The sequence below is a fragment of the Streptomyces sp. x-19 genome (assembly GCF_046549115.1).
In the GTDB taxonomy this organism is placed as follows: Bacteria; Actinomycetota; Actinomycetes; order Streptomycetales; family Streptomycetaceae; genus Streptomyces; species Streptomyces albulus_C.
The window spans coordinates 528706-554631 of the sequence record NZ_JAJPWK010000002.1 but is presented as its reverse complement, the minus strand read 5'-3'; the positions used below and the strand labels follow the sequence as shown (position 1 = coordinate 554631).

Annotated in this window: 18 protein-coding genes and 4 pseudogenes; 10 read left to right on the top strand and 12 right to left on the bottom strand. The window is 71.1% G+C overall.

Annotated elements, in window-relative coordinates; all coding sequences use genetic code 11:
- The first annotated feature begins 8 nt into the window (after positions 1-8).
- Positions 9-2393, top strand: a complete 2385-nt coding sequence (locus tag ACLJT4_RS06990; protein WP_411121465.1) for a DEAD/DEAH box helicase — start codon at positions 9-11, stop codon at positions 2391-2393.
- Positions 2394-2729: 336 nt separating this feature from the next.
- On the opposite strand, the pseudogene ACLJT4_RS06985 reads toward ACLJT4_RS06990, so the two are convergent.
- The 6 genes and pseudogenes from ACLJT4_RS06985 to ACLJT4_RS06960 form a co-directional block, all read right to left on the bottom strand.
- Positions 2730-2963, bottom strand: a pseudogene (locus tag ACLJT4_RS06985) (Rv3654c family TadE-like protein); the annotation flags it as partial.
- 16 nt (positions 2964-2979) lie between these two features.
- Positions 2980-3390 carry a TadE family type IV pilus minor pilin gene (locus tag ACLJT4_RS06980; protein ID WP_275463627.1) on the bottom strand — a complete coding sequence of 137 codons (411 nt, stop codon included), beginning with the start codon at positions 3388-3390 and terminating at the stop codon, positions 2980-2982.
- Positions 3377-3565, bottom strand: coding sequence for a DUF4244 domain-containing protein (locus tag ACLJT4_RS06975; RefSeq protein WP_016574352.1), 189 nt, complete (start codon positions 3563-3565; stop codon positions 3377-3379). Before ACLJT4_RS06975 ends, ACLJT4_RS06980 begins: the two co-directional genes overlap by 14 nt.
- Before the next feature lie 171 nt (positions 3566-3736).
- Complete coding sequence (locus tag ACLJT4_RS06970) at positions 3737-4597, bottom strand: type II secretion system F family protein (RefSeq protein WP_411121464.1); 861 nt, start codon at positions 4595-4597, stop codon at positions 3737-3739.
- A 16-nt stretch (positions 4598-4613) separates the two neighbouring features.
- Entirely contained in the window at positions 4614-5516 is a 903-nt protein-coding gene (locus tag ACLJT4_RS06965) for a type II secretion system F family protein (RefSeq protein WP_411121695.1), read from the bottom strand.
- A pseudogene (locus ACLJT4_RS06960) lies at positions 5513-6100 on the bottom strand (ATPase, T2SS/T4P/T4SS family); the annotation flags it as partial. The gene ACLJT4_RS06965 and the pseudogene ACLJT4_RS06960, both read right to left, overlap by 4 nt.
- 21 nt (positions 6101-6121) lie before the next feature.
- On the opposite strand from ACLJT4_RS06960, the gene ACLJT4_RS06955 reads away from it, so the two are divergent.
- The 4 genes from ACLJT4_RS06955 (at position 6122) to ACLJT4_RS06940 (ending at position 11503) form a co-directional block, all read left to right on the top strand.
- Positions 6122-7918 (top strand): recombinase family protein, encoded by a 1797-nt coding sequence (locus tag ACLJT4_RS06955; protein ID WP_411121463.1) that lies wholly within the window; start codon positions 6122-6124, stop codon positions 7916-7918.
- Between the two features lie 429 nt (positions 7919-8347).
- On the top strand, positions 8348-9769 hold the full coding sequence (locus tag ACLJT4_RS06950) for a phage/plasmid primase, P4 family (RefSeq protein ID WP_411121462.1): 1422 nt from the start codon (positions 8348-8350) through the stop codon (positions 9767-9769).
- A gap of 454 nt (positions 9770-10223) precedes the next feature.
- Positions 10224-10484 carry a hypothetical protein gene (locus tag ACLJT4_RS06945; protein WP_411121461.1) on the top strand — a complete coding sequence of 87 codons (261 nt, stop codon included), beginning with the start codon at positions 10224-10226 and terminating at the stop codon, positions 10482-10484.
- 179 nt (positions 10485-10663) lie between these two features.
- Entirely contained in the window at positions 10664-11503 is an 840-nt protein-coding gene (locus tag ACLJT4_RS06940) for a recombinase family protein (RefSeq protein ID WP_411121460.1), read from the top strand.
- Between the two features lie 387 nt (positions 11504-11890).
- Here ACLJT4_RS06940 and ACLJT4_RS06935 read toward each other — a convergent pair.
- Positions 11891-12028: pseudogene (locus ACLJT4_RS06935) on the bottom strand (DUF397 domain-containing protein); the annotation flags it as partial.
- On the bottom strand, positions 11988-12914 hold the full coding sequence (locus tag ACLJT4_RS06930) for a helix-turn-helix domain-containing protein (RefSeq protein WP_411121459.1): 927 nt from the start codon (positions 12912-12914) through the stop codon (positions 11988-11990). The gene ACLJT4_RS06930 and the pseudogene ACLJT4_RS06935, both read right to left, overlap by 41 nt.
- A 112-nt stretch (positions 12915-13026) precedes the next feature.
- Between ACLJT4_RS06930 and ACLJT4_RS06925 the strand changes: the two genes are divergently transcribed.
- On the top strand, positions 13027-13239 hold the full coding sequence (locus tag ACLJT4_RS06925; protein ID WP_411121458.1) for a hypothetical protein: 213 nt from the start codon (positions 13027-13029) through the stop codon (positions 13237-13239).
- Between the two features lie 978 nt (positions 13240-14217).
- Here the strand turns inward: ACLJT4_RS06925 and ACLJT4_RS06920 are convergent.
- Positions 14218-14808 (bottom strand): annotated as a pseudogene (locus ACLJT4_RS06920) (ATPase, T2SS/T4P/T4SS family); the annotation flags it as partial.
- A gap of 202 nt (positions 14809-15010) precedes the next feature.
- The gene (gene ssd / locus ACLJT4_RS06915) at positions 15011-16183 is read right to left on the bottom strand and encodes a septum site-determining protein Ssd (RefSeq protein WP_411121457.1); all 1173 of its coding nucleotides are present in this window, start codon (positions 16181-16183) and stop codon (positions 15011-15013) included.
- 457 nt (positions 16184-16640) lie between these two features.
- Here ssd and ACLJT4_RS06910 point away from each other — a divergent pair, with 457 nt between their 5' ends.
- Entirely contained in the window at positions 16641-17576 is a 936-nt protein-coding gene (locus tag ACLJT4_RS06910) for an HAD family hydrolase (RefSeq protein ID WP_037636047.1), read from the top strand.
- A gap of 265 nt (positions 17577-17841) precedes the next feature.
- Here ACLJT4_RS06910 and ACLJT4_RS06905 read toward each other — a convergent pair whose 3' ends face one another.
- Positions 17842-18699, bottom strand: a complete 858-nt coding sequence (locus ACLJT4_RS06905; RefSeq protein WP_411121456.1) for an oxidoreductase — start codon at positions 18697-18699, stop codon at positions 17842-17844.
- 99 nt (positions 18700-18798) lie between these two features.
- Here ACLJT4_RS06905 and ACLJT4_RS06900 point away from each other — a divergent pair, with 99 nt between their 5' ends.
- Complete coding sequence (locus tag ACLJT4_RS06900) at positions 18799-19788, top strand: ATP-binding protein (protein WP_411121455.1); 990 nt, start codon at positions 18799-18801, stop codon at positions 19786-19788.
- Here ACLJT4_RS06900 and ACLJT4_RS06895 read toward each other — a convergent pair.
- Positions 19769-21040 (bottom strand): hypothetical protein, encoded by a 1272-nt coding sequence (locus tag ACLJT4_RS06895; protein WP_411121454.1) that lies wholly within the window; start codon positions 21038-21040, stop codon positions 19769-19771. The genes ACLJT4_RS06900 and ACLJT4_RS06895 overlap by 20 nt on opposite strands.
- A 319-nt stretch (positions 21041-21359) precedes the next feature.
- Here ACLJT4_RS06895 and ACLJT4_RS06890 point away from each other — a divergent pair, with 319 nt between their 5' ends.
- A complete protein-coding gene (locus ACLJT4_RS06890; RefSeq protein ID WP_411121453.1) occupies positions 21360-23705 on the top strand; it encodes a SulP family inorganic anion transporter in 2346 nt (781 codons plus the stop codon).
- A gap of 148 nt (positions 23706-23853) precedes the next feature.
- The gene (gene acs / locus ACLJT4_RS06885) at positions 23854-25815 is read left to right on the top strand and encodes an acetate--CoA ligase (protein WP_411121452.1); all 1962 of its coding nucleotides are present in this window, start codon (positions 23854-23856) and stop codon (positions 25813-25815) included.
- Positions 25816-25926: the final 111 nt, after the last annotated feature.

Below are 25926 nucleotides of genomic sequence, written 5' to 3'. Positions count from 1 at the left end.
CGGTGCCGATGGCCTCCAATCGACTCCCGCCGGATCCGGGCGCGCGCACTTCCCCAGGCATGATTCTCGACCGTCTGGCCCGGGGCGCGACCCGCGCTGCGCGCATCACTCATACGGAGCACTTGCCCCCGCGCATCGGCACCCATGCCGACTGGCCGGCACGGATCCGGCCGGAAGTGATCGACGCCATCCGTTCGGCCGGAATCGATCGCCCCTGGGCCCACCAGGCACGCACGTCCGAACACGCACTGCGCGGGGAATCGGTCGTGGTCGCCACCGGCACCGCCTCCGGCAAGTCACTGGCCTACCTGGCGCCGGTGCTCTCCACCCTCCTGGACGGCTCCGAGGCGCCCAACGGCCGGGGGGCCACGGCCCTGTACCTGGCGCCCACCAAGGCCCTGGCGGCCGACCAGCGGCGGGCCGTGCGCGAACTGGCCGCCCCGCTCGGCACGGCCGTCCGGCCCGCCGTCTACGACGGCGACACCCCGGTCGAGGAACGCGAGTGGGTACGCCAATACGCCAACTACGTGCTGACCAACCCCGACATGCTGCACCGCGGCATCCTCCCGGCCCACCCCCGGTGGTCCTCCTTCCTGCGCGCGCTGCGCTACGTCGTCATCGACGAATGCCACGCCTACCGCGGCGTCTTCGGCTCCCACGTCGCCCAGGTCATCCGCCGGCTGCGCCGGGTCTGCGCCCGCTACGGCGCGGAGCCGGTCTTCCTGCTGGCCTCCGCCACCGCCGCGGAGCCGGCCCAGGCGGCGTCCCGGCTCACCGGGCTGCCGGTGGCCGAGATCACCGAGGACGCCTCGCCGCGCGGCGAGGTGGTCTTCGCCCTGTGGGAGCCGCCGCTGACCGAACTCCACGGCGAGCAGGGCGCCCCGGTCCGCCGCACCGCGACCGCGGAGAGCGCCGACCTGCTCACCGACCTCGCCGTCCAGGGCGTGCGAACGGTCGCCTTCGTCCGGTCCCGGCGCGGTGCCGAACTGATCGCCCTGATCGCGCAGGAGCGGCTGGCGGAGGTGGACCGATCGCTGCCCGGCCGGATCGCCGCGTACCGGGGCGGTTACCTGCCGGAGGAGCGCCGGGCCCTCGAACGCGCCCTGCACGGCGGGCAGCTCCTCGGGCTGGCCGCCACCACCGCCCTGGAACTGGGCGTGGACGTCTCCGGCCTCGACGCCGTGGTCATAGCGGGCTATCCCGGCACCCGCGCCTCCCTGTGGCAGCAGGCCGGACGGGCGGGCCGCGCCGGACAGGGCGCGCTGGCCGTCCTGGTCGCCCGCGACGACCCGCTGGACACCTATCTCGTGCACCACCCCGAGGCGCTGTTCGACCAGCCCGTCGAGTCGACGGTGCTCGACCCGGACAACCCGTACGTGCTCGCGCCGCACCTCTGCGCGGCGGCCTCCGAACTTCCGCTCACCGAGGCCGACTTCCCGCTCTTCGGGCCGGAGACCGCCGGCCTGCTGCCCCAGCTGGAGGCCGCGAACCTGCTGCGCCGGCGGACCTCCGCCTGGTACTGGACGCGCCGCGAGCGGGCCGCCGACCTCACCGACATCCGCGGCCAGGGCGGCTCGCCCGTCCAGGTCGTCGAGGCCGGCACCGGGCGGCTGCTGGGCACCGTCGACGCCGCGGCGGCGCACACCACCGTCCACGACGGGGCGGTCCACCTCCACCAGGGCCGCAGCTATCTCGTCCGGCACCTGGACCTGACGGACGACGTCGCGCTCGTGGAGGAGGCCAATCCGCCCTACTCCACGACGGCCCGCGACACCACGGCGATCTCGATCCTGGAGACCGACACCGAAGTGCCCTGGGGGGACGCCCGGCTGTGCTTCGGCTCCGTGGAGGTCACCAACCAGGTCGTCTCCTTCCTGCGGCGCAAACTGATCACCGGTGAGGTCCTGGGCGAGACCAAGCTCGACCTGCCGCCCCGGACGCTGCGCACCCGCGCGGTGTGGTGGACGGTCACCGAGGACCAGCTCGACGCCGCCCGGGTCAACCCCGAGCAGTTGGGCGGCGCCCTGCACGCCGCCGAGCACGCCTCCATCGGCATGTTGCCGCTCTTCGCCACCTGCGACCGCTGGGACATCGGCGGCGTGTCCGTGCCCCTGCACCCGGACACCCTGCTGCCCACGGTCTTCGTCTACGACGGCCACCCCGGCGGCGCGGGCTTCGCCGAACGCGCCTTCCACACCGCCGCCGAGTGGCTCGCCGCCACCCGCAGCGCCATCGCCGCCTGCGAGTGCGAGGCCGGCTGCCCCTCCTGCATCCAGTCCCCCAAGTGCGGCAACGGCAACGACCCGCTCCACAAACGGGGCGCCATCCGACTGCTGGGGGAACTGCTGCGCGGGGCACCGGACGGCCCGGCCGACACGCCGCACGACGGTTAGGCCCGCGCACCGGCCGAGGAGGCGCGTGCACCCGGCGCCGGCGCCCGTTCCCGCCCGGCAGGTCCCCGGCCACCGGGCGCCCGCCCGCAGTCCCGGCCGGGTGCCCGGCCCCAGCCCACCTCGGCCGCCCCGGCGAACGTGCTGCCAGAGGGGCGCTTCGGGACGCCGGACGGCGCTCCGGACCGGGCCTCCGGCACGGGGTCGCCGGCCGCCCGCCATGAGCCCGTCGTACGCCACCGGGCCGCCGTTCACCCCGGCCTCCGGCCCGCCCGTGCCGGGGCCGGCCCGGGACCGCACCCGCGAGGTGAACGGCCCGCCGCCGACCTCCACCGTCACGTCGGCGATCAGCCCGACCACCGCGCAGCGCACCACGCTGGTCCGCTGCCCGACGGCCACCCGGCGTGCCGTGGCGCAGGCCGCCGCCGGGCCCCGGGGGGCCTGGTCCGCGGCGGCCAGTGCCGCCAGGTCCGCCGCCGCGCCCGCCCGGTGCCGGGCGGTGACCGCCTGGCCGACGGCCATCAACGCGGCGAAGACCGCGCACAGCGCCGCCGCCGCGACAACCGTCCACACCGTGGCGGAGCCCGCGTCACCGCACCGTTTCCTCCGCAAGGGCCACCGCCTCTCCCCCGACCCGTAACGCCAGCCGGCCCGCCCCCGGCAGCGCGGCCTCGACGCGTACGCGCACCAGGTCGCCCTCGCGCGAGACCTCGATCCGTGCGCCCCGGGGAGCCGCCTGGCGGGCCGCGGCAACCACCCGCACCGGTGGCTCCTGCCGTGCGGCCGCGCGGGCGGCGGCCCGTGCGGCGTCCACGCAGGCGATCCGGGCGCAGGCGGCCAGCAACCCCCAGATCAGCGCCGCGGCCACCGCCACCAGCACCGGCAGCACCACCGCCGCCTCCGCCGTGACGAACCCGGTATCCCGCGCCCGGCGCCCGCCCGGCGGGCCCGCGCCGGCCGGTGCGGCCCGGGCCCGCCCGCGGCGCTCAGAACGGCACATCGAGCGCCCTCTGGAGCACCGACCGCAGCGCCGCGGCCACCGGTCCACTCGTCACGAGCTTGTAGAGCACCGCGGCGAACGCGCACGCCGCCAGCGTCCCCACCGCGTACTCCGCGGTGCTCATCCCGCGGTCCACGCCGTCCGCGCGCACCCGCGCCCACCATCGACGGAACATCCTCTGCCTCCTCGGAATCCCTGCATTCGCCTGTGCATCCGTGAACGTGTGCAGCCCGTCGAGCCCCGCGCCGCATGGCACCCCGCGCAACACGGGGCTGCGCACGGGCTCCAGGCCCGTCCGGTCCTGTAGTCGCGCGCCAGACCGATCCGGTCGTCGCGCGCCGTCGCCTCACCCCACGCCGTCACCCCCCAGCAGTCCGCCCGCGAGCCCGATCAGGACCGGGGCCACTCCGAGCACCAGGAAGGCCGGCAGGAAGCACCCCGAGAGCGGGAGGGTGACCAGTACCCCTGCGCGCCGGGCCCGCGCGGCCGCGGCCCGGCCCCACTCGGCGCGCAGCTCGGCCGCGATCCGGGAGGCCGGCTCGACGGCCGGGGCTCCCGAGGTGCCCGCGCGCTCCAGGCACCTCGCCAGGGCCTCGGCACCGGGCAGCTCCGCCAGTCGAGGCCACACGGCGGCCGGTTCGCCGCCCAGGCGCAACTCCGCCGCGATGTGGCGCAGTCGCTCGGCGACCGTCCCGTCCAGCGACCGGCCCACCGCCTCGGCGGCCTCCCGCGGCCCGGCGCCGGCCGCCAGACAGGCCGCCAGCAGATCGCCGGCGGGGGCGAGTTCGGCGGCCACCCGCGCCGTCGCGGTCCGGCCGGCCGCCGCGGCCCGCTGCCACCGCAGCCAGCGGTACGCGCCCCAGCCCACCGCCAACCCCAGCAGCACCCCGGTGACGCCACCCAGGAGAACGGCCGTCCCGCCGGCCGCCGCCAGGGGCCCGCCCCACTCGCGCAGCCGGCCGGCCCGCCGATCGTCCTCCGGGGCCGCTGGGCGCCCGCGCCAGCGCCCCCGGACGTTCCACCGCGGACGCGCACTGCCGCCCTCCTGGCCGCCGTACGGCCCCTTCACCACCCCTTCCAGCACCAATGGCACCCGTCGCCGCACGGCCTGCTCGGCCCGTACCCTCCGCGCCAGTGCCCCCGCGCACAGCACCGTCGTCACGGCCAGCACCGTCATCCCCACCCTGTGGACAACTTCCGGGCTCACCACGCCCACCTCCCGCTCATCTCCGCACCCCCGCCGCCTCGGCGACGATCCGGGCCGTCCACGCCACTCCGCCCCACTCCAGTAGCCCGCCGACGACCAGAGCGCCCCACCCGGCCGGGGTGTGCAGCAGCACCCCGAGCGGATCGGCGCCGAGCGCACCGCCCATCAGCAGTCCGCCCACCGGCAGCAGCGCCAGCACCAGGGCGGTGGCCCGCGGCCCGGCCAACTGGGCCCGCAGCTCCTCCCCTTGGTCGCGTCGCGCGGCGAGCCCGGCCGCGATCCGTTCCAGTCCCAGGGCCAGCCCCGCGCCGCCCTCCACCGCCCCCTGCCAGCACGCGGCAGCGCCGGTCAGCCCCTCGGCGCCCGGCTGCCGCGCCGCCGCCCGCAGCGCGGCGGGGACGTCCCCGCCGTACCGCGCGGCCGCCACCACCGCGGGCCCCGCTTCCCCCAGCCCCGACGCCCCGGCCGTGACCAGGGCCAGGTGCGGCTGCCGGCCGGCCCGCAGCTCCCCCGCCACCGCCGCGCAGAACCCGATCACCGCCGCCGCCCGCCGGTCAGCAGCCCGCTGCCGCGCCCGCCCGACCAGCCACCGCCGTACGACGAACAGCGCCGCGACCGAGGCCACCACCGGCAGCACCGACCGCCCGAGGACCCCCAACGCGACGCCGGCCGGCAGACACCAGACCTCCGCCCCGACCTCGCAGCGGCGCCCGAGCCGCCACCGCCGCCCCGCCTCACCGGCGACCATCCGCCCGGCACACCACCGCCACAGCCCCGCCCCGGCGGACACCGCCCCGGTGTCCTTCAGGATCACCGCCGCCCGCCGCCGCAGGGCGCGGGCCCGCCGCAGCCGCCGCACCGGCACCACCGCGCACCCCACGAAGGCCACGACCGCGATCAGCCCCGCCCCGTCCCTCAACACCCCTCGCCGCCCCTCTCGCACAGCCGGGCCAACCGCCCCCAACCACGCGCCTCCTGGAACCCCCGCGGACTCCACACCGCCGCCGGAACGGTCACCACGAAGCCGTCACGGTCCCGCTCCAGCACATGGACCTCGGCGATCCGCCGCCGCCCGGCCCGGTCGCGCACGAGGTGCAGCACGACGGACAACGCGGCCGCCAACTGGCTGTGCAGGGCCGCCCGATCCAACCCAGCGGTGCACCCCAGCGCCTCCAGCCGGGCCGGCACGTCGCACGCGGCGTTGGCGTGGACGGTGCCGCTGCCCCCTTCGTGGCCCGTGTTGAGCGCCGCCAGCAGGTCCGTGACCTCGGCGCCGCGGACCTCACCGACCACCAGCCGGTCCGGTCGCATCCGCAACGCCTGCCGCACGAGGTCCCGGAGGGTCACCCGACCGGCGCCCTCCTGGTTGGCGGGCCGGGTCTCCAACCGCACCACGTGGGGGTGGTCCGGCCGCAGCTCCGCCGAGTCCTCGGCCAGCACGATCCGCTCGTCCGGTCCGACGAGCCCGAGCAACGTGCTGAGCAGCGTGGTCTTAGCTACCCCAGCTAAGTACCACCGCTAGCCGTGAGGGAGAATTCCCAGGTGAGAGCACTTATAGCGGTCCGACTGTCCAACGTGACGGACACGACCACATCCCCCGCCCGTCAGCGCCGCGCCGGTCAACTGTGGTGCAAGGCTCACGGCGCAATGGTGATCGGTGAGGCCACCGACCTTGACGTTTCCGCGTCTCGGGTCGATCCATTCAGCCGCCCGGAGCTGGGCAAGTGGCTCGCGCGACCGGACGACTACGACGCAATCGTCTTTTGGCGCCTTGACCGCGCTGTCCGGTCTATGGCAGACATGGCCAAGTTGGGCGAGTGGGCCAAGAAACACGGCAAGCTACTCGTCTTTGCTGAGGGACCGGGCGGGACGGCGCTTGAGCTGGACATGCGCGCCGCTTCGCTCGTGTCTGAGCTGATCATCATGCTCCTGGCGTTCGCGGCGCAGATGGAGGCGGAAGCAATCAGGGAGCGGGTCAAGGGCTCTCGCGCCCACCTACGCCATGAGGGGCGGTGGCATGGCGGACGCATTCCGTTCGGATGGGCGGTCGTCCCTAACCCTGACGGCGCTGGCTACGTGCTGGATGAGTGCCCCGAGACTGGCCCGATTGTCCGCGAGATCATCCGCCGCGTAATCGCTGGTGAGTCCATCTACGCCGTGGCTAAAGATCTTGATGACCGCGAGGTGCCTACACCGATCGACCGCGAGAAGCACCGGATTGCACAGCGGATGGCAGCCAAGTCCCCGGAAAAGTACCTGATGCCAAGCAAGCTTCCCGAGAAGCGGAAGCGCTGGGATCACCAGCACGTTGCCGCCATGCTCCGGTCCGAGCACCTGCGGGGCTACACGATGCACGATCCCAAAGCCACGGAGAAGCGCAGCAAGTACGAAGAGAGTGGCGAGTGGGAGCAGTGGCAGGGTCGGCCCGTGCTTGACCGGAACGGTCACCCTCGCTGTGATCGACCGGCGTTGGTGGATGACGAGACCTGGGCCGTACTCCAGGAAGTCATGGGCACGAAGAAGCGCGCAGAAACGCGCATGCGGTCCGCTGGTTCGCTGCTCGTACGGGTCGCCTACTGCGCCGGTATCAACACGGATGGTTCCGTCTGTGAGCGACCCATGTACGGGAGTAGCAAGAAGGCCACCAGCAACGGCAAGACACTGCACGAGGCCCCCCGTATACGCACCTACCGGTGCACTCAGCGGGGAACTGGGCATGCGGTATCGGTGAAGGCTGACGTTCTCGACAAGTGGGCCGAACAACAGTTCCTCAAGCGGATTGGGCACAGCCACATATCCGTTCCAGTGACCGACCCGGGCGAAGACCACACCACAGACCTTGAGCGTGTCCGCGAGAGCATCCGACGGCTGCGCCGTGACCGTGACGCCGGGCTGTACGACGGCGACGAGGACGAAGCAGAGTACGACGAAATGATGGCGTCTCTCCTGAAGGAGCGGCGCGAGCTTGAATCACTGCCATCGCGCCCGGCCGCTACGCGATGGGTACGGACCGAACACACCGTCGCTGACATGTGGCATAGCGCCGACACCGAAGGGAAGCGCCGGTTGCTTATGGATACAGGTGCGCGCATCACGGTGACGAGCGGGAAGCACTCCGGTGCTGGCTTCGACTACAGCCGCTTGTCATTCGCCATTGGCGAGCACGACGACCCGGCTGCCGCTGCGCTTGCTGCGATCGCTGCCGAGCTGGAGGACGAAGCGTCCACACCCCCTAGGCTCACCCCCTTGGCACCTGAAGAGCATGAAGAGGTCCGGCAGGACATCTTGGACGACATCGCGCACCAAGAGGGGCTGCGGTAAGCCTGACTGAGCGCCGTTACGGCCTGTTGCTGGGGAATTTCCCTGGCAGCGGGCCGTTCGTGCGTTCTAGGGTGCTTATCCCGGTTCTGGGGCATTGTCAGTGGGTGCGTCTACGGTTGGGAGAGTTGTTCCACTTGCCGTGGCGTCAAACCTGACGCGCCCGGTACGGACCACCCGCTGATTGGAGATACCGCTGAACGACCACGACAACATTCCCGAGGTTCCCGCCCGCTACGTCCCACCGCCTAACCCCCGCCTTGGCTCCGGCCAACTGGTGGTCAGTTGCCCGCACTGCGGTGTGCTCCACCGTCACGGCGCTGGTACCCCCGACAGCGAGGGACTGCCCGACAGTCGGTCGTACGGTCACCGGGTGGCGCACTGCGCGAGCGGCCCCGGCGGCTCGTACGTCCTGATACCGGAGGACCACGCATGACTGCCCCCTCCGAACTCCTCCCTGAGCAGATTGCCGCCGTTATGGCTCTCGTCCGGGCAGCGAACGACGACCCCGGCGGGTACAGCGATGATGAGCTGGCGCAGGCGCTGTTCGAGCACCTGGGCGGGAACGTCCGCTACGACAAGGCCACCGGGTGGGCGCTGTTCCCTGAAGGTTCGCACGCCTGGCAGATCAGCCCGAACGGCCTGCCGATCAAGCAGGAAGCGCAGAGCTACTTGCGCCAGTTGCGCGAGAAGGCCAGCGACGACAGGTCCGCCAAGGGGCTAGGTTCCCGTGCCCGCCGTGATGCCGTGGTGGACATGCTCAGCACCCTGCCCGGCGTGCTCACCAGCGGAACGTCATGGGACCGGAACCCTGATCTCCTCGCGTGTGCGAACGGTGTCGTGGATTTGCCGACCGGGACGCTCATCGCCGGCGAACCGGGTCAGATGATCACGCGCAGCGTGGCGACCGCGTACGACCCCGACGCGCAGTGCCCGCGCTGGATGCAGTTCCTACGTGAGGTATTCCCCGGTGACCCCGAACTCCCCGCCTACGTACAGCGGTTGATCGGGTACGGCATCACCGGGCACACCAGCGAACAGGTCTTCGCCGTGCTCTACGGAGAAGGCAGCAACGGCAAGAGCGTGTTCCTGAACACCCTCCGCGCTCTGTTCTCCGACCATGCCGCGACGGTGCCGTTCGACATGTTCACCAGCACTGGGAACAAGCGGGGCGGGGCCGACGCCGAACTGCTGCGCGGGGCGCGCCTGGCGCTGGCCAGCGAGACCAACCGGGGCGCCGTACTTGACGCCGCAGCGATCAAGAACGCGACCGGCGGAGAGGAGATGAGCGTCAACCCCAAGTACCGCGACCCCTACAGCTTCAAGCCCGAGGCGCTGATCTTGCTGGCCACCAACTACCGGCCCGAGGTGCGCGAGCAGGACCACGGCACGTGGCGGCGTGTGAAGCTGCTCCCCTTTGAGCGGAAGTTCAGTGCCAGCGAGCGGGACAACACGCTAGATGCGACGCTGCGCAGTGAGTTCCCCGGCATTCTCGCGTGGGCCGTTCGTGGGGCGCAGCAGTGGTACAACCACGGCCTAGGCGAAACGCCCAGCGTGGTGCAGGCCACGGCGGAATACCGCGAAGACAGTGACCCGCTGGCGGGGTTCTTCCCCGGCGTCCTGGTGGCCGATCCGGAGGCGGAGACGCCCATACCGACGATTTGGTTGGAGTACCAGGATTGGGCGGAAGCGCAAGGCATCCCGCCGTTCAAGTCGTCGCGCACACTGGGCGATGCGCTCATTGAACGGGACGGCTCCATTCGCCGGGCACGCACCAATTCTGCGCGGGTACTCCAGGGCGTACGCGTGGTGACGCAGGAAAGGCCCGCCGGGTCGGGAATCTTCGCTCACTGACCCTGGGTAGACGCCGGGAGGGGTGGCGGTGACGTACACAGCGTCACCCCTCCGTCTTGCGTCACTCCCATGAAGCCGCTCTGACCTGCGTGGATGACAGTAGTGACAGAAGTGACACTAATTCTAGAAAAGTATCTAAGGGTTACCTATCACTAAGAACGTTTGCCCAACGAGCTGTGTCACCGTCACCGGCGTCACCTGCTGATTACCGGGGGCAAGCAGACTTTGGCGGACGGTGAGGCATACCCCGCTGCGCCTGATCTTGGGCACCGATACGTGTTAGCGGCCCGCTGACTGTACGGGTTCTCAGGTCGTTCAGGGGCAGGCGGGTGCCCCTCTATCGGCCGTCGCCTGAGCGGCAGCGAGCAAAAGTTCTCGCATGGCTCATCAGACCGTTTCGGCGGGCACGGGAAGACTCCCGGGCGCTGTCAGTGGCGGCATGCATGATGGCGCCATGGAAGACGTTCACAAGATCACCAACCTAGATGACACCTGGCAGCCTGGGGACGTTGTTCTCGACGCTGAGGGAACGCTGCGCGTGCGCTCTGCACACCCGAAGTGGGTATGGGACTCCCCCGGCGAAGGCGAGACACGGTCCAACGTCGGGGGCCCAGCAGTGCCGGAGGGTGGCCAAGAGGATCACGAAGTACCGCGCCCGCTGATCTTGCTGGTACGCAACGGGCAGGCAGTAGCGGGGCGGGCGATCGAGCAGTGAACGGGGCGGGGTGGCGCAGCGTCACCACTTCCCGACGTCTCACAATCGATGGTTATTGAGACGCTGGAGCACACAGCGGGCGGGTGTCCGTTTCATCCCAGCTCCGGCGTCTCAAAACCCGTCGCAAAAGATCTGTCTCGCATCTGGCTTTAGAGACACGTTTATGAGACGATTTGATCATGACGACGAACACCACCACCCCCGCTGACCTGACCGAGCGCCACGACTGCCCGAAGTGCGCAGCGCCCGCCGGTAGTCCGTGCCGTACGTCCACGGGCAAGGTGGCTGCGAACTACCACACGGGCCGTTTCACGCTGGTGCCCGCGCTGAAAGCGGAGCTGACGGTGAAGACTCCGGCGGACCGGAACCCCGGGAAGCCGTGGGCGGCGGGTGCGGCGGTACCGGACGTGATCGAGGCGGCGCCGGGCGCAGCGATTCGGATTGGCTACGCCCGTTGTTCCACGGTCGGTCAGGAACTTCAGACGCAGTTGGATGCGCTGGCCGGTGCGCAGTGCACCCGGGTCTTCTCGGAGAAGATCAGCACCCGTGTGAAGGAGCGGCCGGAGCTGGAGAAGGCTCTGACGCTGGCTCGGGAGATCCGGGCGGCTGCGCCCGGTCAGCCGGTCATCCTGACCGTGGTGGAGATGAAGCGGCTCGCCCGTAGCGCCGCTGAACTCATGGCGCTGTCGTCCACGCTCCAGGCGGACGGCATCCAACTCGAACTCCTCTCGGGTCCCCTCCAGGGCGTGTACGACCCGAACGGGTCCGGGGCCATCGTCTTCGCTGTCCTTGCTGTCTCCGCTGAAGTGGAACGGGAGGGCATCCGGGAAAAGACCCTGGAGGGGCTGGAGACTGCCGCCCGCAATGGCAATCACGGGGGACGCCCGACCGTCATGGACGCTGACAAACTCGCCGTAGCGCAGGCGCGCCGGGCCAAGGGTGAGAGCGTCACGGCGATTGCTAAGGCCCTCAAGGTGTCCCGGGCGACGCTGTACCGGGCGCTGAGTGAAGCGTCGTAATCCTGCTGCGCTGAGATCTGAGAGACCGTCTGTCCACGCGTCAGACGGTCTTTCGCTGTGTCAGCGCGGGGAAGGGCGGAGCGCTGCGAAAGTTCAGCCGTTAGCGCGTCTGGCGATCCCGACTCAAGCACGAGACGCGTGCGCTGGGTGTGAAGCCGTTTTTTGCTGCCATTCGCGCTGTGACCAGCGGAAACGTGTCGGACCGGCCCCGAGAACGACCCCGTTAAGGGGTGGGGAGTGACCCCCTAAGCACTGTTAGGGCTACCGGCAGTGGATAGCAGCGCTGTCCGTGTACGGGTCACGGAGGTACGGGTCACAGGTTTTTTCCGGGCACAGCCGGGCCCCGCTGCCGTGGGCGTGGCGAACGGGGCCGGGAGGGTGCGGGGGTCAGGTGGTCGGGAGTTCGGCGCCCTGGAGGTTGTTCACGAACGCTGACCAGGCGTGCGCGGAGAAGGTCAGTTCGGGGCCGTGGGGGTTCTTGCTGTCACGGACGGGGACGACGCCGGAGGATGACACGAGGGCGGGGGCCCATTCGACGCACTGTCCGCCGTTGCCCTGGCTGTAGCTGGACTTCTCCCACGTGGCTTGGAAAAGGTCCGGGGTAGTGCTCATGGGTGTGTGCCTCCATAACGTTCCGGATGAACGACAGCGAGTCGGCGGGGGATAAGGCGTCAGCACGCAGGCGTTCGTAAGCTGCACGCGCTTCGGCAACAGCTTCCGCCGAGTCGTCCACCTGCCCTCGCTGATACGTCTCCTCGTACAGAACTTCTGTTCCGTCCTGCTGAGTCAGCAGGTTAAACGCCACACCTCGTGAGGGCGTACCTGCACTGAACGACAGAACCTGAAGGGTGATGCGCGGAGAATCCGACACGGCTAGCAGGTGTTCAAGCTGACCCCGCATGACCTCCGGGCCGCCCACGGCAGACCAGAGAACCGACTCGTGCAGGATCACCCACAGCGATGGAGGGTGCGGGCCGTCGAACAGCTCTCGCCGCCGCAAGCGGTCTTCCACCCGTTGCTTGATCTTGGCTGCCGAGTCGTCCGGGCGAGCGGACCGGAAGACAGCTTCGGCGTACTCAGGGGTTTGCAGTATGCCCATGACGAACGCGTTGGAGTAGTCGCAGATGACTGCCGCTTCACGCTCCAGCTCAAGGTACGGAATGAACCACACGGGGTTGCCGGCGTCGGCCGCTCGCTGACGCATCCGGGCGTAGGTGCCGGGCGTGCCGAACACTTTGTCGCACTGCTCCGCGAACTGCGCCGATGGGAGATGCCCGTTCTCCGTCTTGCTGACGTAGGGCTGTTTGCAGCACAGCTTGAACGCTAACCGGGTCTGCGACCATCCCCGCGCTTCCCGGGCGTACTTGATCTCTAACCCGAACTCCACCGCTGGCGACATTGGGTCGCTCATGCGCTCAACCCCCTTTATTCCAAAGCTGGTTGGAATCGGAAAGCCCCTGGTCAGCGTACGCCGGGTTCGGCACGGTGGGATACCCAGCAACCCCCGGTGCTAGGAGCAGATCATGAGCGCCAACTCTGTGTCGGACAGAACGGCCGACGAACTGTGCAAGCGCCTGAACGACGCCTTGCGTGCTGCTGGTTTCGATGTGGAACCGGCGTTGGTTGCCACCCTCAGCACGAGGGGCGGCGCCCTGGTGGACAAGGTTGCCCCTCCGCTGTTTGACGAGAGGCAGACGGAGCGCCTGTGCCGGATCGTTGAGGCGGCGCGGCGGTGAGCGGCAGCGCTGACGATCTGAGCAAGCGAACCAAAGAGCTGAACGACCGCAGCAGCAACGGGAGCAACAGCGGTAAGCGGACAGATGGGGCCGGGAAGCCGTGTGGAGGGTCCTAGAACGGCTGTTCAGTCCCCGGGAGGAGGAACCGGTCGCCCCGGTGCTGGAAAGCGACTACCGGCCCGTTCAGTGCCCCATGGCGTGGCACGACATGACTCCGCTGGGAGGCGGGGCGTACCGGTGTGAGATGCACGGGGCAACCGTGGTGTTCCATGCCCCCGGCCCGCCGACCGACACCCCGCCCCGGACGATCACGGCGCCACTCGCTGGGACGCTCCATGGCCGCCACCGTCGGGCCTGAATGCCCCGTCCCCGCCAGTTCGAAGCCGATACCGGAAGTTACGCATGAGAGGAGATGCTCAGTGGCAGTATGCGAAGTGGTAACGCACCCGTGTAAGCCCGCAGTGCCCGTGTCACCGCAGATGGGTCCGCAGTGCCCAGCATGCGGGAGCGCCGATGACAGTTACATCGGGCAGGACGAGGGCGGGGTGTTCGTTCAGTGCAACGTGTGCAGCACTAAGACGTACATCTAGGAAGGGGTCCCCCATGGCGCTTTGCGTCTGTGAGGAGCGGCACCGGCCGGTGGGTCCGGACGGGCGTCTGGCGCCACTGTGTGATCTGTGTCAGGCCCGGCATGACCTGTACGAGGCGCAGGACGCTATGAGAGTCGCGGAGTCTATAGAGCGGGAAGACCCGTGCCCGGACTGCCGTGGGACGGGGGCGAGATTCTCGGAGTATTTCGACTCGGGCAGTGAGCGCCCGTACATGTCGGGAACCAAGGTCTGCCCTACGTGCGATGGCACCAAGAAGGCTGTGGGCGGCTGACCTCACTCGGCCCCGTCCGTGCGCTGACCCCCGTGGCGCATGGGCGGGGCTTGCGCGCATGGCAGACGGGCAGCGAGACTAGCGGCGGTACATAGGAAGAGTGGTCTTGCCGGAGCCCGTGCCGCCGCTGATCAGGAACGACAGTCGGGCGGCCAACAGCGCCCGGAGCAGCCGGTCCCCGCCCGGCGGAACCGTCCCCGCCGCCACCAGCTCCGGAAGGGCGAACGCCCGAGGTCGCAGCACCCGCAGGGACAGGCACGTGCCGGCGACCGCCACCGGGGGCAGCACGGCGTGCAGCCGCGTCCCGTCCGGAAGACGGGCGTCCACCCACGGCCGGGCGTCGTCCAGCCGCCGTCCGGCGACCGCCGCCAACCGCTGGGCCAGCCGGCGCACTTCGGCCGCGTCCCGGAAGCGGACGTCGGTGCGCTCCAGCCCGCCGCCCCGGTCGACCCACACCGCGTCGGGCGCGGTCACCAGCACGTCCGTCACCTCGGGTGCGGCCAGCAGCGGCTCCAGCGGCCCGCTGCCCACCATTTCCGACCGCAACGCGCTTACCACGCCCAGCACTTCGGCGTCCCCGAGGAGGCGGCCTTCCGCGCGCAGCGCCACCGCCACCCCGGCCGGCGTCGGCTCCGCCCCGGCCTCTGCGAGCCGCCGGCGCACCACCTCCAGGAGCTCCCGGTTCATCGCGCACCCCCATAGCCGGCCGCCACCACGACCCACCCGGCCCCGACGGGCCCGCCGCCGCTCCTACGGGACCACCACCCCGCCCCGCACAGCAGCCCGTCCCGCCACCAGTCACCGAACCGTGGCCCGTGCCCCGGGGACGTCCGGCCCCCTGGACCGGCCGTCCGCCCCCGGCTCCACCGCGCGCCCGTCGCCCGCCGCCTCATTCCGCCGCACCTCCCGGCTCCGATGCGGCTCCGCGGTCCGCGCCCACGGCCGCCGCCGCATCGGGCCCACCGGCCCGCACCCGCGTCCAGAACCCGGTGCAGAACCGTGCCAGCGGCCCCCGCGCCCGGCCTCCGGGCACCCGCCCCCGCGCCAGGTCCTCCGACAGCCCTGCCTCCCACGGGAGTTCGCCCGCCAATGGCAGTCCCACCAGGCGCGCGACCTCCTGTGCCGTCGGCCGGCCGCCGCTCCCCGGGCCGGGAGGTCCACAGGCCACCACCCGGACGTCGCCGAGCTCCGCCCGGACCCCGTCGGCGACCCGGCGCGCCGCCGCGACCGCCCGCAGCTCCGCCGGGACGAGCAGCAGCCCGACGTCCACCTGCGCCAGTGCCTCGGCCACCGTCCGGTCGACCCGGCGCGGCAGGTCCACGACCACCACTCCTCCGCGCCGCCGGGCCGCAGCCAGGACCGCCCGCATCGCCGGCGGCGGAATGGCCACCTCCGCACCCCGGTCCCAGCTCAGCACCCGTAAGGAGTGCAGCCGGGGCAGCGACTCGGCGAGCGCACCACCCGCCACCCGGCCGCGCGACTCGGCGAAGGCCGGCCACCGCAGCCCCTTCTCCTGTTCACCACCGAGCAGGACGTCGAGCCCACCACCGAGCGGGTCGCCGTCCACGAGCAGGGTGCGCTCCCCGGTGCGGGCGGCGGCGACGGCCAGTGCCGCCGCGAGGGTGCTCGCCCCGGCGCCGCCGCGCCCGCCGATCACCCCGACCGTCAGGGCGGGCGGCCCCGCCCCCTCGACCGCGTCGGCGATCCGGTCCACCAGCCAGCGTTCGCCGTCGGGGAGGGCCAGCACCCGCTCCGCCCCGACCGCGACGGCCTGGCGCAGTACGGCGACGTCGTCCGCGTCCCGGCCGGCGATGATGACGCCCGCCCGGCGCCCCGCGCCGGACAGCCGGTCGGCACAGTCCGCACCGACGACCACCAACGGCGCCGCTTCCCATTCCGCGGTGCGACGGGGCGGGCGGTGCGCCACTTCGGGCAGCGCCCCGGCCGCCGCGCACAGCCGCAGGAGGTCGTCGAGGAGTTCTTCGTCCTCGGTGACCAGCAGCGGCCGGTCCCGCTCTCCACCGTTTCGCACCAGCTGGTCGGAAGTAGTTGATCCGGACACGTTCTGTCCCCCTATCGCTACGCAACTCGCGCTTCCGCGAACTTCGCGGACTTTTACGGTGCAGCGATCGGGAAATCTCCGTGGATCTTGACCCAAAACTGTGGACAACTCCGCGGTTGTGAATATCCCCGTCACCTATTCCAGCGACGAACGGCTACTTCTGGGGCGCACGAGAAGCCTCCGCAGAGCAGTCCGGCGACTACACTGAGTAGTGGCATATGCATGTCAGAATCGGACGCCAGCGATGCGCGGAACCGCACTGGATCAAGGATTCACGCCAGAAAAGGCATCCGGACATGCGACGACCCCCGCCGGGGGGGAGAGCGGGGGTCGTCCCCACGGCCGACTCGGGGGGGGAGGAGCCGGACCGGGTTAGCACGGTCGCGAACGATCCGTGACTTCCATGGTGTACCCGAGAGCCTTCTCAGGCAAACCCACGCGCCACACCTTACGCCGAATGGTGGGCGCCTATGCTCGCCCCGTGGAAAACCACTCCGTGCCTCACTCGACTCCCCGTACTGCCGCGTTCTTCGACTTGGACAAGACCGTGATTGCAAAGTCGAGCACGCTGACCTTCAGCAAGTCCTTCTACCAAGGCGGCCTGATCAATCGGCGGGCCGTACTGCGCACCGCGTACGCCCAGTTCGTGTTCCTCGCGGGCGGCGCCGATCACGACCAGATGGAGCGGATGCGCGAATATCTCTCGTCGCTGTGCCGCGGCTGGGATGTGGCCCAGGTCCGCGAGATCGTCGCCGAAACGCTGCACGATCTCATCGACCCGATCATTTATGACGAAGCGGCCTCGCTCATCGAGGAACACCACGCGGCCGGGCGGGATGTCGTCATCGTCTCCACCTCCGGCGCCGAAGTCGTCGAGCCGATCGGCGAACTCCTGGGCGCGGACCGGGTGGTGGCCACCAGAATGGTGGTCGGGGACGACGGCCGCTTCACCGGAGAGGTGGAGTATTACGCCTACGGGCCGACCAAAGCGGAGGCCGTCCGGGAACTCGCCGCGTCCGAGGGGTACGACCTCCAGCGCTGCTACGCCTACAGCGACTCGATCACCGACGTGCCGATGCTGGAGACCGTCGGCAACCCCTGCGCAGTCAATCCGGACCGGGCGCTGCGCCGCGAGGCGACCGCCCGCGGCTGGCCGGTGGTCACCTTCAACCGGCCGGTCCCCCTCAAGAAGCGGCTGCCCACGCTGTCGATGCCGTCCCGTCCGGTGATCACCGCCGTCGCCGCGATCGGTGCGGCCGCCGCCACCGCGACCCTGGTCTGGTACGCCAGCAGCCGCCGCAATACCGGAAAGAATCGACTCGCCGTATTGCCCGCATTTGCGGCTAAACGTAAAGATCTGGAAGCTGGGCTTCCGCTCACCCGCCACGAGTAGTACAAAGGACTTAACGGCCCGCGAGACCAAGGACATCCGAGAGGAACGCCTTTAACGCATCAGGCCCACGGACCGACGCATGAATGCCGAGCACCCACGCGACGCCGACCCGTCGATTACGGGCCAGCCGCACCAGGTAAGCGGACAACGAATCCGACCTGATGGGCAAATTTCGAGCACGCCTGGTAACTCGGTGGACGTGCCAGCGGCGGTACCGAAGGGTTGGTACCGCCGCAACCCGTGTCAGGGACCGGGCACCGCGCCGTCAGGCCGCGCCGCGCTGCAGCGCCTCGCAGACCGCCGTGCTTTCCCGCACGCCTAGTTCGACCGCGCGCCCACAATGGGCGATCCACTCCCCCACGCCCTCCGGGGTGCCCGAGACGTAGCCCTGGAGGGCGGCCACGTAGGCCGCGCCGCCTTGTTCCGCGTGCCCGACCTCGGCAGGGCAGATCGACTTCGGGTCCAGCCCGCTGTCGATCAGCACGATCCGCTCCGCGGCCCGCGCCACCAGCCCGTTGTACGAGCCGAAGGGCCGCAGCGCCAGTAGTTCGCCGTGCACCACGGCGGCCACCACCAGGGCCGGCGCCCCGGTGCCCGCCAGTAGCAGCCGCGACAGCCCGTCCAGCCGGCCGGCCACCTCGTCGGCGTCCGGCAACGGCAGCTCGACCAGCGGCTCGTCCACCGGCTCGGCGCCGAGCCGCGGCCGGCCCACGGCGTCGTCGGCCACGCCGCCGCCGGCCGCCACCAGGTGGAGTCGGGCCAGCACCCGCAGCGGCGACTGCCGCCAGACGCTCAGCAGTTGGCCCGCCTCGGCGGTCAACCGAAGCGCCGCGCCGACCGTGCGCGGCTCGCTGCCGTCACCGAAGTCGGTGCGCCGCCGGACCTCTTCGAGCGCCCAGTCGGCCCCGGACAGCGCGGCGGACCCGCGCGCCGCGCGCAGGGCTGCCTCGGCCGTGATCTCGGTGCTGCGGCGCCGCATGATCCGGTGCCCGTAGACCCGGTCGACGGCCTTGCGGACGGAGTCGACGGAGTCCGCGACCCCCGGGAGCGACGCCAGCGCCGCGAGCGGGTCGGTGCTCGCCTGGGGAGGTTCGGGGGGCGTCCCCCGGGAGATTCCAGCCATGAGTCGACCCTACGCACCACCAGGCCGGACCCCTCGAAGGAGTGGTCTTCTTCACGTAAACCACCCTCCGAGAGGTTGGCCACACCTAGCCTGCTGAACATGAAGATCGCTTTCGTAGGCAAGGGCGGCAGCGGCAAGACCACCCTGTCCTCCCTGTTCATCCGGCACCTCGCCGCGGCCCGGGTTCCCGTCGTCGCGGTGGACGCCGACATCAATCAGCACCTGGGCGTCGCGCTCGGCATGGACGAGGCGGAGGCCGCCGCACTGCCCGCGATGGGGGCCCACCTCCCCTTGATCAAGGACTACTTGCGCGGCAGCAACGCCCGCATCCCGTCCACCGAAACGATGATCAAGACGACGCCGCCCGGCGAGGGCTCGCGACTGCTGCGGATCTGCGAGGACAACCCGGTCTACGACGCCTGCGCCCGGGCCGTGGCCCTCGACGACGGGGCGGTGCGTCTGCTGGCCACCGGGCCGTTCACGGAGTCCGATCTGGGCGTGGCCTGCTACCACTCCAAGGTCGGCGCGGTCGAGCTGTGCCTGAACCACCTCGTCGACGGCCGCGGGGAGTACGTCGTCGTCGACATGACCGCCGGGTCCGACTCCTTCGCCTCCGGCATGTTCACCCGCTTCGACATGACCTTCCTGGTCGCCGAGCCGACCCGCAAGGGCGTCGCGGTCTACCGCCAGTACAAGGAGTACGCCCAGGACTTCGGCGTCCCGTTGAAGGTCATCGGCAACAAGGTCCAGGGCCCGGACGACCTGGCGTACCTGCGCGCCGAGGTGGGAGAGGACCTGCTGGTCTGTGTCGGCCACTCCGATTGGGTGCGGGCCGTGGAGAAGGGCCGCCCCACCCCCTTCGCCCTCCTGGAGGAGGCCAACCGCCGCGCCCTGGAGACGCTGCACGACACCGCCGACGCGGCCTACGGGCACCGCGACTGGGAGCGCTACACGCGCCAGATGGTGCACTTCCACCTGAAGAACGCCGAGAGCTGGGGCAACGCCAAGACGGGGGCCGACCTGGCGGCCCAGGTCGACCCCGCCTTCGTGCTCTTCGAGGGAGCGGCGGCTACTCCGCAACCGGCGTGATCCGGGCCGCCGGCGCCGAAGCGGACGCTTCCGGAGTACCCGAGAGGTACGCCCCCCAGCCGTCCTCCGGCGCCCGGCCCACCGGCAGGTCCTGGAGCTTGGCCAGCACCTGCGGGTCCTGGGCGTCCAGCCAGTCGCTCAACTGCTTGAAGCTGACGCAGCGCACGCCCTTGCGGGGGCAGATCTCCTTGATCGCCTCCTCGACGGCCTTCATGTACGTGCCGCCGTTCCAGGACTCGAAGTGGTCGCCTACGAAGAGCGGCGCGCGGTTGCCGCGGTGGGCACGCTCGAAGGCGTCCAGGATCCCGTCGCGCATCTGCTGGCCCCAGGCGGCGTGCATCGCACGGTCGCCGTGGGTGGAGCCGGACTGGTTGGCCAGGAAGTTGTAGTCCATCGAGAGCGCCTCGAAGTTCCGGCCGGGGAACGGTATCTGCTGGAGCGGGAAGTTCCAGATCCCGTCGATCTTGTGCGGCCAGGTCTGCAGTCCGCCCGCCGAGCTGGCGTCGTAGCGGAACCCCATCTCCTTGGCCGCGGGTATCAGGTTGCGCTGCCCCTCCAGACAGGGTGCGCGGCCACCGACGAGTTCCTTGGCGTAGTCGAAGGGGAGCGGCGGTTCGTTCCTGAGGCCGGAGTTGCTCTTCCAGTTCCGGACGAACCACACGGCCTGCTCGATCTCGCTGCGCCACTGCTCGGGCGTCCACCTGCCGACCCCGTTGCGGCCGCAGAAGTGGCCGTTGAAGTGGGTGCCTATCTCGTTGCCGTCCTCCCAGGCGCCGCGCATCTGGGCCACGGTGTCCTTGATCCCCTGGACGTCGTTGAAGCCGATCGCCGAGGCGCCGGTCGTGTGGCCAGGCGGTTCATAGAGCTCCGCCTTGTCGCTGGGGAGCAAGTAGACGCCGCTGAGGAAGTACGTCATCGTCGCGCGGTACTTCTTGCCGACGGCACGGAAGTGGGAGAACAGCTTCTGGCCGTCCTCACCGGCGCCGTCCCAGGAGAAGACCACGAACTGTGGTGGTCTCATGCCCGGCTTGAGGCGGGCCGGCCGTGGTTGGTGGGGCTGTGCCCCGGTGTACGCGGTGGAGCCGTCGCCTATCAGGCGGAGCGGGCGGGCGGCCGGGGCCTTGCCGGGCGCCGCGCGCCCTTCGGTCGTGCTCTTCGGGGGCCCGTCCTGGGTCGCCGCGGCGCAGCCGGCTATCGCCGCCAGCGCCACCGCAGCCGCGATGCGCACCGTCGTCTTCGATATGACCGCCATCAGCCACCTCATTCCCGGCACACAGGGCACCATGGGTTTAATCAGGACGAACCTGTCGATTCGCCTATATCCATTGACGGGTGACAGAAAGACCGTGGCAAAAGTCGTTTTATTCACTCGATAGTTGGAATGACTGCGCCATATGCCCGAAAACCCTTCTCAGGGTCTTTACGCGTCATTACGATTCGTTTACCGATGCTTGAGAGTCACCGGCCCGTCGCCCACCGCGACGCCCGCCGGCCGGCTCGCTCCCGCCGCAGCACACCGCCGCCCCGCGGTCGCGCCCGAGGCCGACCGCGCCGCCCCGGAGGAGACGGGAATGACGCAGATCCAGAAGCCGCCGCAGCCGCCACCGGCCGCCCTCGCGCCCGAGCCCCCGACGCTCCCCGGGGCGACGCCCGACGACGAAGCGCCCCACGCCAAGGGGAAGGGCGCGGCCTGGCGCGGGGACCTCTCCGCCTCGGTCGTGGTCTTCCTGCTGGCCGTCCCACTGTCACTGGGCATCGCCCTGGCCACCGGCGCCCCGCTCCAGGCCGGTCTGGTGGCCGCGGTGGTCGGCGCGATCGTCGCCGGCCTCCTGGGCGGCGCCCCGCTCCAGGTGACGGGCGCCGCCACCGGCCTCCTGGTGATCACCGCGGATCTCGTCCAGCGGTACGGCTGGCGCGCCACCTGTGCGATCACGGTCCTGGCGGGGCTGACCCAACTCGCCCTCGGGGCACTGCGGGTGGCCCGGGCGGCGCTCGCCGTCAGCCCGGCGATCGTGCACGGCATGCTCGCCGGCATCGGCGTCACCATCGCCCTGGGCCAGCTCCACGTGGTGCTCGGCGGCAGCCCCGACGGCTCGGCCGTCGACAACGCCGTCGCGCTGCCCGGCCAGCTCGCCCATCCGCACGTCACGGCGCTGCTGATCGGCGCCGTCACGGTCGTCGTCCTGGCCGGCTGGGCACGGCTGCCGGGCCGCGCCGGGCGCTGGGCCCGCCTGCTGCCGGCACCGCTGGCCGCGGTGCTCGCCGCGACGGCGGTCAGCGCGGGGACGTCGGTGCCGCGCGTCGCGCTGCCGTCCTGGCAGCTGCCGCAAGCACCGCTGCTCCCCCACGCCTCCCTCGCCGCGCTGCTCACCACGGTGCTCACGGTCACCCTCGTCGCCAGTATGGAGTCGCTGCTGTCCGCGGTGGCCGTGGACCGGCTGGCCGCCGAGCGGCCGGGGACTCCCCCGGGGCGTCCGCAGCTCAACCGCGAACTGGCCGGTCAGGGCCTCGCCAACGTCATGTCCGGCCTGCTCGGCGGCCTGCCGGTGTCCGGCGGCGCGATCCGCGGCTCGGCCAACGTGCGGGCCGGTGCGACCACCCGCCGGGCGACCGTGCTGCACGGCGTCTGGGTGCTGCTGTGCGCGGGCCTGCTGGCCGGGGCGCTGGAGCTGATCCCGTTGGCCGCGCTGGCCGCCCTGGTGATGGTCGTCGGCGTGCGGATGGTCAGCTTCGCGCACCTCAAGCACGTGCAGCGGCACCGCGAATTCCCGGTGTACGCGGCGACGTTGAGCGCGGTGGTGCTCTTCGGCGTGCTGCTGGGCGTCCTGACCGGCATCACGGTCGGGATCTTCCTGGCGCTGCGCCGACTGACCCACACCCGGGTCGCGGTGACCGAGGAGTCCGGCCGCCATCGGGTGCGCGTCAGCGGCCAGTTGACGTTCTTGGCGGTGCCCCGGATGACCCGGGCGCTGGCGCACGTCCCCCCGGGTGCCGACGCCGTCGTCGAGTTCCACGGGTCGTTCATGGACCACGCGGCCTACGAAGCCCTGCAGTCCTGGGCGACCGCCCATCGGGCGACCAAGGGGTCGGTGACGCTCGGCGGTCGCTCGGGCCGCTCCGCCCGCCCGACCGTCGAGCCCGACCGGGCGCACGCCTGCCGACCGTGGACGCCCTGGCGCAACCACCACTGCACCCGCCCCGCACCGGCCCGCACCGCGGAGCTGCCGGGCGGCGACCAACTCCTGGGCGGGGTCAGCGCGTTCCAGCGGCACACCGCTCCCCTGGTGCGCGAGGAGCTGGCCCGGCTGGCGCGGGAGGGGCAGCGCCCCACCCAGCTCTTCCTGACCTGCGCCGATTCCCGGCTGGTGACGAGCATGATCACGTCCAGTGGGCCGGGCGACCTGTTCACCGTGCGCAACGTCGGCAATCTGATGCCGCCGCCCGGCTCGGACGCCTCCTGCGACTCCGTGGGGGCCGCGGTCGAGTACGCCGTGGAGGTGCTGCGGGTCGCGTCGATCACGGTCTGCGGGCATTCGGGCTGCGGCGCCATGGCGGCGCTGCTCGACTCGGCTGGTTCTCCGCCCCCGACCGACGGGGCCACCCCACTCACCCGTTGGCTGCGGCACGGCCGGCCGAGCCTGGCCCGGATGGCGCGGATCGGGCGGCTGGGCAGGGGTGAAGTCGCCCTCGCCGGGCGGCCGGTGGCCGACGACCAGGAGCGGCTGGCGCTGGTCAACGTCCGTCAGCAGCTCGACCACCTGCGGGCACACCCGTGCGTCGCCCGGCGCTTGGCCGAGGGCACCCTCGCCCTGCGCGGCATGTACTTCCACGTGGCCGAGGCCCAGGCATACGTGCTGGACGAGTCCACCGGGCGGTTCCGGACGGTGCGGGCCGACGTGCCGGCGATCGGGGTGTGACCTGCGCGGGGACACCCGATTGGCCCTATCAGGAGCCATATTCGGACAGGTCTACACCAATAGTTGTCCACAGCCCTTGTCAGGGTCGGTCGCGGGCTGATGAGCTATGGCCCGGGACACATCGCACGCCCTGGGAATGGGAGATGTCGTGAGCAACGAGAGCCTGGCCAACCTCTTGAAGGAGGAGCGGCGGTTCGCACCGCCCGCCGAGCTGGCCGCGAACGCCAACGTCACGGCCGCCGCGTACGAAGAGGCCGCGGCGGACCGGCTGGGCTTCTGGGCCGAGCAGGCCAAACGCCTGACCTGGGAGACCGAGCCCACTGAGACCCTCGACTGGTCCAACCCGCCGTTCGCGAAGTGGTTCGCCGACGGCAAACTCAACGTCGCCTACAACTGCGTGGACCGCCACGTGGAGAACGGCCACGGCGACCGGGTCGCGATCCACTTCGAGGGCGAGCCGGGCGACAGCCGGGCGATCACCTACGCCGAGCTCCAGCGCGAGGTCTCCAAGGCCGCCAACGCGCTGATCGAGCTGGGTGTCCGGACCGGCGACCGGGTCGCCATCTACCTGCCGATGATCCCGGAGGCGGTGATCGCCATGCTGGCCTGCGCCCGGCTCGGCGCACCGCACTCGGTGGTCTTCGGCGGCTTCTCCGCGGACGCACTGGCGACGCGGATCAACGACGCGGACGCCCGCGTGGTGATCACCTCCGACGGCGGCTACCGCCGCGGCAAGCCGTCCGCGCTCAAGCCCGCGGTGGACGAGGCGCTGACCAAGCCCGGCACGGAGCACGTCCGCAGCGTGCTGGTCGTCCGTCGCACCGGCCAGGACGTCGGCTGGACCGAGGGCCGGGACGTGTGGTGGCACGACCTGGTCGAGCGGCAGAGCGAGCAGCACACCCCCGAGGCGTTCGACGCCGAGCACCCGCTGTTCATCCTCTACACCTCCGGGACGACGGGGAAGCCCAAGGGCATCCTGCACACCACCGGCGGCTACCTCACCCAGGTCTCGTACACCCACCACGCGGTCTTCGACCTGAAGCCGGAGACCGACGTCTTCTGGTGCACCGCCGACGTCGGCTGGGTGACCGGCCACTCGTACATCACCTACGGCCCGCTCTCCAACGGCGCCACCGAGGTGCTCTACGAGGGCACCCCGGACACCCCGCACCAGGGCCGCTGGTGGGAGGTCGTCCAGAAGTACGGCGTGACGATCCTCTACACCGCCCCGACCGCGATCCGCGCCTGCATGAAGTGGGGTGACGACATCCCGGCCACGTTCGACCTGTCGTCGCTGCGCCTGCTCGGGTCAGTCGGCGAGCCGATCAACCCCGAGGCGTGGATCTGGTACCGCAAGCACATCGGCGCGGACCGCACGCCGATCGTCGACACCTGGTGGCAGACCGAGACCGGCGCGATGATGCTCAGCCCGCTGCCGGGCGTGACGGAGACCAAGCCCGGCTCGGCGCAGATGCCGCTGCCCGGCATCGCCGCCACGGTCGTCGACGACGACGCGCGCGAGGTGCCCGACGGCGCCGGCGGCTACCTGGTGATCACCGAGCCCTGGCCGTCGATGCTGCGCACCATCTGGGGCGACGACCAGCGCTACCTCGACACCTACTGGTCCCGCTTCGCGGGCACCTACTTCGCCGGCGACGGCGCGAAGAAGGACGAGGACGGCGACATCTGGCTGCTGGGCCGGGTGGACGACGTGATGCTGGTGTCCGGCCACAACATCTCCACCACCGAGGTGGAGTCGGCACTGGTCTCGCACCCGAAGGTGGCCGAGGCCGCGGTGGTCGGCGCCACCGACCCGCAGACGACCCAGGCCATCTGCGCCTTCGTCATCCTGCGCGGCGGGGCGGCCGAGGACGAGGGGCTCGTCGAGGAGCTGCGCGCCCACGTCGGCCAGCAGCTCGGTCCGATCGCCAAGCCCAAGCGGATCATGCCGGTCGCGGAGCTGCCCAAGACCCGCTCCGGCAAGATCATGCGGCGTCTGCTGCGCGACGTCGCCGAGAACCGCGCCCTGGGCGACGTCACCACCCTCACCGACTCCTCGGTGATGGACCTGATCCAGGCGAAGCTGCCGAGCGCGCCCAGCGAGGACTGACGCACCACACGACGCTGCCGCCGCACCTGCGGCGGCACCGCGCCGACCTGCGCGCTCCAGGGGCACCGGACCATGGCGTCCGGTGCCCCTGCGGCGTTCACGGGTCGGGTC